Annotated in this window: 12 protein-coding genes and 1 tRNA gene; all 13 read right to left on the bottom strand. The window is 51.2% G+C overall.

The window, feature by feature from the left end:
- Nucleotides 1-288: CSS-motif domain-containing protein (locus tag ACTG33_RS14305; RefSeq protein WP_439135898.1), on the bottom strand; the 288-nt coding region annotated here is incomplete at its 3' end.
- Between the two features lie 355 nt (nucleotides 289-643).
- Nucleotides 644-720, bottom strand: a tRNA-Pro gene (locus ACTG33_RS14300).
- A gap of 175 nt (nucleotides 721-895) precedes the next feature.
- Nucleotides 896-1,255: a MerR family transcriptional regulator gene (locus ACTG33_RS14295; protein WP_216098913.1), complete on the bottom strand. Its 360-nt coding sequence runs from the start codon at nucleotides 1,253-1,255 to the stop codon at nucleotides 896-898.
- Nucleotides 1,236-1,538 carry an integration host factor subunit alpha gene (ihfA, locus tag ACTG33_RS14290; protein ID WP_167181520.1) on the bottom strand — a complete coding sequence of 101 codons (303 nt, stop codon included), beginning with the start codon at nucleotides 1,536-1,538 and terminating at the stop codon, nucleotides 1,236-1,238. Before ihfA ends, ACTG33_RS14295 begins: the two co-directional genes overlap by 20 nt.
- A 24-nt stretch (nucleotides 1,539-1,562) precedes the next feature.
- Entirely contained in the window at nucleotides 1,563-3,962 is a 2,400-nt protein-coding gene (gene pheT, locus ACTG33_RS14285; RefSeq protein ID WP_439135897.1) for a phenylalanine--tRNA ligase subunit beta, read from the bottom strand.
- Nucleotides 3,963-4,073: 111 nt separating this feature from the next.
- Nucleotides 4,074-5,126, bottom strand: coding sequence for a phenylalanine--tRNA ligase subunit alpha (gene pheS / locus ACTG33_RS14280; RefSeq protein WP_439135896.1), 1,053 nt, complete (start codon nucleotides 5,124-5,126; stop codon nucleotides 4,074-4,076).
- Nucleotides 5,127-5,329: 203 nt separating this feature from the next.
- Nucleotides 5,330-5,686, bottom strand: coding sequence for a 50S ribosomal protein L20 (rplT, locus tag ACTG33_RS14275; RefSeq protein WP_216098910.1), 357 nt, complete (start codon nucleotides 5,684-5,686; stop codon nucleotides 5,330-5,332).
- Nucleotides 5,687-5,718: 32 nt separating this feature from the next.
- Nucleotides 5,719-5,913, bottom strand: coding sequence for a 50S ribosomal protein L35 (rpmI, locus tag ACTG33_RS14270; RefSeq protein WP_216098909.1), 195 nt, complete (start codon nucleotides 5,911-5,913; stop codon nucleotides 5,719-5,721).
- Between the two features lie 138 nt (nucleotides 5,914-6,051).
- Entirely contained in the window at nucleotides 6,052-6,591 is a 540-nt protein-coding gene (gene infC, locus ACTG33_RS14265; RefSeq protein ID WP_439135899.1) for a translation initiation factor IF-3, read from the bottom strand.
- A 36-nt stretch (nucleotides 6,592-6,627) separates the two neighbouring features.
- Complete coding sequence (thrS, locus tag ACTG33_RS14260; protein WP_439135895.1) at nucleotides 6,628-8,550, bottom strand: threonine--tRNA ligase; 1,923 nt, start codon at nucleotides 8,548-8,550, stop codon at nucleotides 6,628-6,630.
- A 102-nt stretch (nucleotides 8,551-8,652) separates the two neighbouring features.
- On the bottom strand, nucleotides 8,653-9,060 hold the full coding sequence (gene hepT, locus ACTG33_RS14255; RefSeq protein WP_439135894.1) for a type VII toxin-antitoxin system HepT family RNase toxin: 408 nt from the start codon (nucleotides 9,058-9,060) through the stop codon (nucleotides 8,653-8,655).
- Complete coding sequence (gene mntA, locus ACTG33_RS14250) at nucleotides 9,053-9,463, bottom strand: type VII toxin-antitoxin system MntA family adenylyltransferase antitoxin (RefSeq protein ID WP_439135893.1); 411 nt, start codon at nucleotides 9,461-9,463, stop codon at nucleotides 9,053-9,055. Before mntA ends, hepT begins: the two co-directional genes overlap by 8 nt.
- A gap of 38 nt (nucleotides 9,464-9,501) precedes the next feature.
- A partial coding sequence (locus tag ACTG33_RS14245; RefSeq protein WP_439135892.1) for an ATP-grasp domain-containing protein occupies nucleotides 9,502-10,126 on the bottom strand: 625 nt, incomplete at its 5' end.

Genomic DNA, 10,126 nt, shown 5'->3' with positions numbered 1-10,126 from the left:
CTGAAAGAAACCAATATCCTTTATGAAACTCCCTTGAAACAGCGTTCTTCTCATCAGAATCAGGTTTTCATCAGAACAAGTCTTCAAGCCTTCTTCGTTGAGCCGTCTTAACGAATTTTCCGTCTCCTTAACAACCTGATCCAGTGTCAATAGAAGCGCTTCACTTTGCTGAGACTGAGACTGACGAACCAGCTCCAGACCTACAATCATCAGGATACCCGCTAGTAATAGACTGGCAACTGCTCCAAGTGTCGCTGATGGCCACCGATTTGGCGCTGATTCACTCATGATCAATCCTTGTTCAGATGAAAACACTGTTCCAGCCCTAAGACAGGGCATACGTATTCAACCTGTGGAACCGCAACCCAAGGTAGCGGATAGGGGCTCCCACGCGGCAAAATCAGCAACAAATGAAATATGTGCCAAACCAGTCTAGCGAAGGTATTGATAAAAAGTAAATGATCAAGCGTATTTAAGAGTGATATACACTTTTAGCCCACCTTGAACCGCAACCCTATAATCCCGCGGGGCTCGAACTCCCCTCCTTGGAAAACACGTATTGCCGCTGGAAACTCAGATGGTATAAACGAAAAAACCACCCGAAGGTGGTTTTTTATCAACCTCTTTGAAGAGGCCAGAAATGTGGTCGGGATAGCAGGATTCGAACCTGCGACCACCGCGCCCCCAGCACGGTGCGCTACCAGACTGCGCTATATCCCGAGATTGGTTTTCAGTAAAGACAGGTCACTGAACACCGAGTTTGAGCTAGCTTAGGATCACTATCGCTTCTCAGCAGTAACGATCTAACCTATTGATTTACCTAAAGATAGCTCTGGGGCTAAGAGGGCTGAAATCATACCCGATCAAATGGGAAATGCAAGCGATTTGTAGGGCGTTAGGGGCGATTGAGAACCACTAAAACTTCTTCCAGTTCACTGATCATTTGGCTGACCAACTGGGAAAACTGAGTGGCATCCTGCTGTGCATTATCGCCGCTCATTTGTTGGCGGGCACCACCAATGGTGAACCCCTGATCGTAGAGCAACGCCCGAATCTGGCGAATCGTCAGAACGTCCTGACGCTGATAATAACGGCGGTTGCCGCGACGCTTAACCGGCGCCAGCTGAGGAAATTCCTGCTCCCAATAACGCAAAACGTGCGGTTTGACCGCACAGAGATCGCTGACTTCACCGATGGTGAAATAGCGTTTTCCCGGAATGACCGGCAGTTCGTCGTTATTGGTTGGTTCCAGCATAATTCTCTACTCGAGCCTTCAGTTTTTGCCCTGGGCGGAAAGTGACAACCCGGCGAGCCGAGATCGGGATCTCTTCGCCGGTTTTTGGATTGCGTCCGGGACGGGAGGTTTTGTCACGTAAATCAAAGTTACCAAAACCGGATAACTTCACATGCTCATTGGTTTCCAGAGCCGTACGGATTTCCTCAAAGAACAGCTCTACCAGCTCCTTGGCTTCACGCTTGTTGAAACCCAGTTCCTCGTAGAGCATTTCAGCTAAATCCGCTTTGGTCAACGCTGACATCGCGAATGGCCTCTTTGTGCCCCTTTACCTCAGGGAAGCGTTAAACGTCTCCTCCAGGGAGCGAACAACCACATCCATGGAGGCATTAATCTCATCCTCAGTAAGAGTGCGCGATGGATGCTGAAACGTCAAGCCCAGAGCAACACTTTTTCTATGTGGATCAATGCCTTTGCCCACATACACGTCAAAGACCTTTAACTCTGTGAGGTAGTCCCCAGCGCCTTTTTCGATGGTTTTCTGCAGCTCACTGACGGCTTCAGTCTGATCCACAATGACGGCGATATCCCGGCGAACTTCCGGAAACTTCGACAGCGGCTGGAAGCTCGGCAACTTCGCTTCGGCCACAGACGCCTGTGTGATTTCAAACAAGTAAACCGAATGCGACAACCCCAGAGTTTTCTGCAATTGCGGGTGCATGGCGCCCAACAAACCTACCTGCTCACCATTACGCAGTATTGCTGCAGATTGGCCCGGGTGTAACGCAGGGTGCTTTGCAGGCTCGAAACTGAAGCTGGCATCGTCAGCCAGCAACTCCAAGACAGACTCCAAGTCACCTTTTATGTCGTAAAAGTCGACATTGTCGGATTTACCGGTCCAGCTTTCATCCTGACGAGGACCATAGATCAGCCCCGCCAGCATCGGCTCCTGCTTCAGATTGGCAAAGCCTTTGCCCTCGGCGACGAAGCGCTGACCGGTCTCAAACAGACGCACACGATCCTGCTGACGATTCAGGTTGTATTGCAGTGAACTCACCAGACCAGGCCAGAGCGTGGTGCGCATCACCGCCATATCAGCGCTGATTGGGTTTTGCAGTTCAACCGGCTCGGCATCCGGGTCAAAATGCTTCAGTAATTTAGGTTCTACAAAACTGTAGGTAATAGCTTCCTGATAACCTCGCGCCACCAGCTGACTGCGCACAGCACTCAAACCGATACGCGCTTCGTACTGCATTGGAATGCTCAAATCAGCACTCAGGCTCTTGGTGGGCAAACGGTTGTAACCATAAACACGCGCCAATTCTTCCAGCAAGTCTTCTTCAATGTCGATATCAAAACGGTAACTGGGCACCTTGAAACGCCAGCCACTGTCCGCTTTAACAGACATCTCCAGCCCCAGACGGGTGAGGATATCGACGACCTCATCATCATCCATGCTGAAGCCCAGCCCGGAGAGAATACGCGAGCGGCGCAAGCTGACTTCGCGATCTTTCGGGGCATATTCGTTTTCCACTTCGGTCACCGGACCGGCTTCGCCACCCACAATATCCAGCAGCAATTGAGTAGCGCGCTCTATGGCAACGGCCTGCAGCTTGTAATCAACACCGCGCTCGAAGCGATGGGATGAGTCTGTATGCAGCCCGTAATTACGGGCACGCCCTGCAATGGCAACCGGGAAGAAGAAAGCGCTTTCCAAAAAGATATCTTTGGTCTCTGAAGTCACAGAGGAGGCTTCACCGCCCATAATGCCAGCCATAGCCACGGCATTTTCATCATCGGCGATCACCAAAGTGTCAGCTTTCAATTCAACTTCCTGACCATCCAGCAGCGTCAGCTTTTCACCATCATCTGCCATTCGCGCCTGGATACCACCTTTGAGGGTATTCAAATCAAAGGCGTGCATGGGCTGACCCAACTCAAGCAGAACGTAGTTGGTGACATCAACAATCGCATCTATGGAGCGGATTCCCGCACGACGCAGTTTTTCCTGCATCCACAATGGGCTGCTTTGACTGACGTCCACACCACGGATCACACGGCCCACATAGCGAGAACAGGCCTCACCTGCGTTGAGTGAAACTTTCAGAACATCATCAATGGTCGCAGCAACAGGAGTAATCTTGGGTTCTCTCAGCTCCAGACGGTTCAAAACCGCTACATCACGAGCGATGCCTTTCACTGACAAACAATCGCTGCGGTTTGGGGTCAGATCCACTTCGAGACACTGATCGTTCAACTTGAGGTATTCACGCAGATCGGCACCCACTGGAGCATCTTCTGCCAGCTCCCAAATACCGTCGCCGTCTTCACCCAACTGCAGCTCGACCTGAGCACAGAGCATACCGAAGGACTCAACACCACGCAGCTTGGCCTTTTTGATTTTAAATGGCTTGCCATCTTCCCCTGGAGGCAAAGCGGCCCCGACCACCGCAAACGGGATCTTGATTCCAGGACGAGCGTTCGGTGCGCCACACACTACCTGGCAAATTTCATCGCCATTACCCGCCACTTTACAGACGCGCAGCTTATCCGCGTCCGGGTGCTGCTCCGCTTCAATAATTTCACCGACAACCACGCCAGAAAACTCCCCGGCAACCGGTTCAACGGCGTCGACTTCCAGACCCGCCATAGTGATTTGCTCTACCAAGTCGGCGGTTGTGAGGTTGGGATTGACCCATTCGCGTAACCAATTTTCGCTTAATTTCATAATCTTTTGCTTATCCGATAATTTGATTGCTTAAACAGGGAGGTAACCGTCTCGACCTGTTCAATCATTCAACGACTAATGCCGCCTGTCCTTTCCTAACTAAAAACCAGGTTAGAACTGCCCCAGAAATTTCAGGTCATTCTCAAAGAACATACGCAAATCATTCACGCCATAGCGCAACATGGCCAGACGCTCGACACCCATACCAAAGGCAAAGCCAGTATAGGTTTCGGTATCCACACCACTGGCTTTAAATACGTTCGGATGCACCATGCCGCAGCCCATGATTTCCAACCAGCCAGTGTGACTACAAACACGACACCCCTTGCCGCCGCAGTTGGTGCACTGAATATCCACCTCGGCAGAAGGCTCGGTAAACGGGAAATACGACGGACGAAAACGTACCGGCACATCCGCCTCAAAGAACGCTTTCAGGAATTGATCCACAGTCCCTTTCAGATCGGCAAAGCTAATGTTTTTATCCACCACCAGACCTTCTACCTGATGGAACATAGGCGTGTGCGTCAAATCTGAATCACAGCGGTAAACGCGGCCAGGACAGATAATTCGAATCGGCGGCTCCTGGTTTTCCATGGTGCGCACCTGTACCGGTGAGGTGTGTGTGCGCAAAACGTATTTTGCGTCCGACGCAGCCTCGCCCTCACTCTTCACCTGATCGCTATTCACATAGAAGGTATCGTGCATTGCACGCGCTGGATGGTGCCCAGGAATATTTAGAGCTTCGAAGTTGTGATAATCATCTTCGATTTCCGGTCCTACTTCGACCGCATAGCCCACAGAGGCAAAAATATCCTGAATACGCTGTAGCGTACGAGTCACCGGATGCAAACCACCGTTGGTCTGGCCGCGACCAGGCAGAGTGACATCAATGGTCTCATCCGCCAGCTTGGCATCAATGACTGCCTGCTCCATCGCCTGCTTACGCTCGACCAGCTTATCCTGCACCACTTGCTTGGCTTCATTAATTTTGGCGCCTGCTGCCGGACGCTCTTCGGCAGACAGTTTCCCCAGACTTTTCAGCAGAGCGGTAATCTGACCTTTTTTACCAAGGTACTCAACTCGTACATGATCCAATGCGGCCAGATCCTGCGCATCTGCCACCAGCTTGAGCGCTTCTTCTGTCAGCGCTGCCAGATTTTCCATTCGGGTCTCCCAATAGTGAGGGCTTAGTTATTAAGTAGAATATATTGTTTGGATTAAGAAGCTTACTGAGTGTGGCCGACGAAAACGGTCACACTGAATAAACTTCCTGACAAAACTGAATAAACGTCCTGAAAAGCAAAAAGGGAGGAGCTGAACAAACAGCCCCTCCCCTTTCTCATTCGCACTGAATAAGGTTTAGCCGATTAGGCCAGAGCTGCTTTTGCCTGAGCAACAACAGCTGCAAATGCAACCTTATCGTGAACAGCCAGGTCGGCCAGAACACGACGATCCAGTTCGATGTTTGCTTTCTTCAGACCAGCGATCAAGCGGCTGTAAGTCATGCCTTCTACGCGTGACTGAGCATTGATACGAGTGATCCACAAAGCGCGGAAATTACGCTTGCGAACACGACGGTCGCGGTAAGCGTATTGACCAGCTTTGATAACAGCCTGTTTAGCAACACGGAATACGCGCGAACGAGCACCGTAGTAGCCTTTAGCCTGCTTTAAGATTTTCTTGTGACGACGACGCGCCTCTACACCACGTTTTACACGAGCCATGATTAATCCTCTCTAAATGTTAGTCAGGCCAATTACTTGGCGCGAAGCATACGATCGACCGCCGGTACATCAGCAGCGTTCAAGGTGCTGGTGCCGCGCAGCTGACGCTTACGCTTGGTGGTCATTTTAGTGAGGATGTGGCTCTTGAAAGCGTGCTTGTGCTTATAACCAGAACCGGTCTTTTTGAAGCGCTTCGCAGCGCCACTGTGTACTTTAGCTTTTGGCATGAGAATTCTCTCGATTTTTTAAGTTGAACAAAAACACTTGCTCAGAGGCGGCACCCATTTACTAACACTGACGTGTCTGTAACGAGCACCTTTCTGTTAAAGCGCCATTTAAAGTCATCCAGGCAGCTAAAAGCCCGATCACTTTCTCTTTTTGGGTGCCATTACCATAAGCAGCTGACGACCTTCCATCTTCGGATACTGCTCAACGACACCCAGCTCCGCCAGATCGGTTTCGATGCGTTTCATCATCTCCATACCGAGTTCCTGGTGGGCCATTTCACGACCACGGTACCGCAAGGATACCTTGATCTTATCCCCGTCCTCCAAAAAGCGAGTCAGATTACGTAATTTAATCTTGTAATCGCCAATGTCGGTACCGGGACGAAATTTCATTTCTTTGATTTGCTGCTGCTTTTGCTTCTTCTTGGCAGCGGCTTTGGTCTTCTTAATATCAAACAAATGCTTGCCGTAATCCATAACCTTACAAACAACTGGCTCGACATCGCCCGCCATCTGTACCAGATCCAGCCCTGCACTCTGGGCGCTTGCCAGCGCCTCTTCCAAGGAAACGATGCCTGCCTGCTCACCGTCTGCACCGATCAGGCGAACTTGTTGCGCCTCAATCTGATCGTTAATCGGTGCTTTTTTGGAACGTCCTTTGGAATTTTCTCGTTTGATAGTAGTAATCTCCTAAAATTTGACTGCTTATGCAGCCTACAACGACGAGCGGCCGCGACGTTCTACGTCAGCGGCCAAATAATCGGCAAATGCCTCAAGACTCATCGAACCCAGATCTTCGCCAGAGCGTGTACGTACGCTGACGGACCCTGTCTCGACCTCTTTATCACCCACTGTGAGCAAATAAGGGATCTTCTGAATTGTGTGCTCGCGGATTTTAAAGCCGATCTTCTCATTTCTCAAGTCTGAAATGGCTCGGAAGCCCTTGTTTATCAAGGTTTCTTCCACTTTTTGCACATATTCGGCCTGATTGTCCGTAATATTCATAATCACGGCCTGCTCAGGAGCCAGCCACGCAGGGAAAGCCCCCTCGTAGTTCTCGATCAGAATCCCGATAAAACGCTCAAATGAGCCCAGAATCGCGCGGTGCAACATCACCGGCGTCTTGCGTGAACCGTCTTCTGCCACATATTGCGCATCCAGACGACCCGGCATGGAGAAATCCACCTGAATGGTGCCGCACTGCCACACCCGCCCCAGACAATCCTTCAGCGAGAACTCAATCTTGGGACCGTAGAAAGCCCCTTCGCCAGGCAACAACTCCCAGTCATTACCTTTGGCATCCATGGCATCCATCAACGCCTTTTCAGCCTTATCCCACACCTCGTCACTGCCAACACGCTGCTCCGGACGAGTGGAGATACGAATGATAATGTCTTCGAAGCCAAAATCCGCGTAAACGCTGTTCAGCAGATCGGTAAAGGTGGACACCTCATCCTGAATCGCCTCTTCCGCACAGAAGATATGCGCGTCATCCTGAGTAAAGCCGCGGACGCGCATAATGCCCTGCAGAGTCCCCGACGCCTCATTGCGGTGACAGGAACCAAACTCGGCGAGACGCAACGGCAGATCACGGTAACTCTTCAGCCCTTGATTAAACACCTGAATGTGACACGGGCAGTTCATGGGTTTAACTGCGTAATCGCGGGATTCCGACTCGACTGTAAACATGCTGTCGCGGAACTTATCCCAATGGCCGGAACGCTCCCACAACGTGCGATCGACGACCTGCGGGGTTTTGATTTCCTGGTAGCCGTTATTGCGCTGCACTTTGCGCATGTACTCTTCAATAGCGGTGTAAATGGACCAACCTTTCGGGTGCCAGAACACCATGCCCGGCGCCTCTTCCTGCAAATGAAACAGGTTGAACTTCTTACCCAGCTTGCGGTGATCGCGCTTAACCGCCTCTTCCAAAAACTTCAGGTGAGCTTTCAACTGCTTCTTATCAGCAAATGCCACACCGTAGATGCGCTGCAACATCTGATTATCAGAATCGCCACGCCAATAGGCACCATTGATATTCATCAGTTTGAAGTGATGACAGAACTTCATATTCGGCACATGAGGGCCGCGACACATATCGATGTATTCTTCGTGGTGATACAGACCGGGAGTCGCTGACTGCGGAATATCACGATCCAGAATTTCCAGCTTATAGGTCTCGCCACGGGACTCAAAAATATCCCGCGCCTCCTGCCAGCTGACGTTTTTCTTAACAACGGCGTAATCGGTTTTTGCCAGCTCCAGCATGCGTTTTTCTAACGCAGCCATGTCCTCTTCCGTCAGCTTATGATCCAGCTCCACATCGTAATAAAAACCGTGTTCGATGGTGGGACCAATGGCCATTTTAACGTCTGGCCACAACTGCTTGATGGCGTGACCCAACAAGTGCGCACAAGAGTGACGGATAATTTCCAGACCATCTTCATCTCGGGCAGTGAAAATTGTCAGCTCGGAGTCGGTAGAAATCACATCGTGTGCATCCACACGCTCGCCATTCACCTTGCCGGCAATGGTGGCTTTTGCCAGACCAGGACCGATATCAGCGGCAACATCAAGAACAGAAACGGGTTGATCAAACTCGCGTTGCGAGCCATCAGGAAGGGTAATTACAGGCATGATATATCCTAGTTTCAGTGGTGAGCCCTACGTAAGCCCACATGAATGAGTTTTTTGTGAGGAGGGGATTATAGAGAAGGGAATCACTTCAGGCCAGTGCAATCAAGCCAGCGAAATCAAGAGTCGGGCCCAGGCTCGAAGATCGTTAACGCCATAACTTAAGACTCTGCGCAACGCCTCCATCTCAATATCGGTATAGGCGTGCACAATCACATTGCGAAACCCCACCATTTTCATGAGACTCTGGCTCAGCGCTTTTTCCACCAGGCCGGCTTCAAACAACAGATGAAACGCATTGGCCTTATCCTTGGGCAACCCCAATTTGCGCACCCGAACTATATGCATCGCGGAATCAATAGACGCTTCACAGGCGCGCTGAAGATTCAGAACGATAATGTCTTGCCGGTCAAAGTCCGTATCCAGCGACCCCTCAAACCCCAGATATTGACTGTCAACACGCTTGAGAGCACGCTCAATAACTGCCGCTTTATTCAGCAACACATCATCCATACACACTTCCTCGAGCTTTGATATCAGCCAGAATACCGGCCCGCTGCTCATTCAGGCGCACATAGTCCGAAAAACGGTGAGTCGCAAACAGCTCAGCCTGGAAGTGGTCCGGCGCACTCAAGCACACCCCCTGCGTAATGACCTGCATATTGATAACGTCATCACTGGCTCGCATATCAAGCAAATCCACAGCTCGCCCCAGCACCGCTGATAACTCACCAGTCAGCTCCAACAACTCCTTTCCGGACAAACGGCCGGGCATCAGTATCGCCAGATCCACATCGCTGGAAGCCTGCATCCCCCCGCTGGCGGCACTACCGAAGACATACAAAGCCTGATAATGGGGAAGCAGAGACTGAACCACCTCAATAAGACGCTGTTTTTGATTTTCGTGCAGATTCATCGAATCACCTCTGAAACCTGCACTCAAGATAGCAGAAATTAAGCGCCGCCCACAGCCCGCTCAACCCAATCGATTACTTCGTTGTAACGCTCAGGCAGCAACGCCTTCAGCTCATCCAGCCCCTGAATCAGGGTTTTGTCACCACTGTGAGTAAAGGTGATGTGACCAACCTTACGACCTTCGCGAACTTCCTTGCCATACCAGTAGGGCTCGGCTCCGGAAATCGCCCACCAACGCTCATCACGCGGCGTGCCCAGCAGATTGATCATCACATTCAGACCTTTGACTTGAGGCTTCGCCAGGGGAATGCCGGCAACCGCGCGAACATGGCTTTCAAACTGGCTGACACTGGCCCCTGCCTGGGTCCAGTGAGCAGTATTATGCACCCGGGGCGCCAACTCGTTTACAATCAGCTCGTCACCCACACGGAAACACTCCATGGCCATGACACCCACATAGTCCAGACCCTCCAGTAACTTGCCCAGCATCGCCTCAGCTTTAGGCTGAAGCGCCGCCAAACGCGCCAAGGGAGCCACAGACGCCGTCAACACGCCATTGAGCTGCAAAGTCAGCGTCAGAGGATAAAAGAACTTGTTACCATCGCGATCACGCACTCCCACGATCGCCATCTCTTCATCGAAGTTAATGCCTTGTTCTACGATC

The sequence above is a fragment of the Pseudomaricurvus sp. genome, from assembly GCF_965662505.1.
GTDB lineage: Bacteria > Pseudomonadota > Gammaproteobacteria > Pseudomonadales > Cellvibrionaceae > Pseudomaricurvus.
The sequence above is the reverse complement of the archived record's forward strand: the minus strand, read 5'-3'. Positions and strand labels throughout refer to the sequence as shown.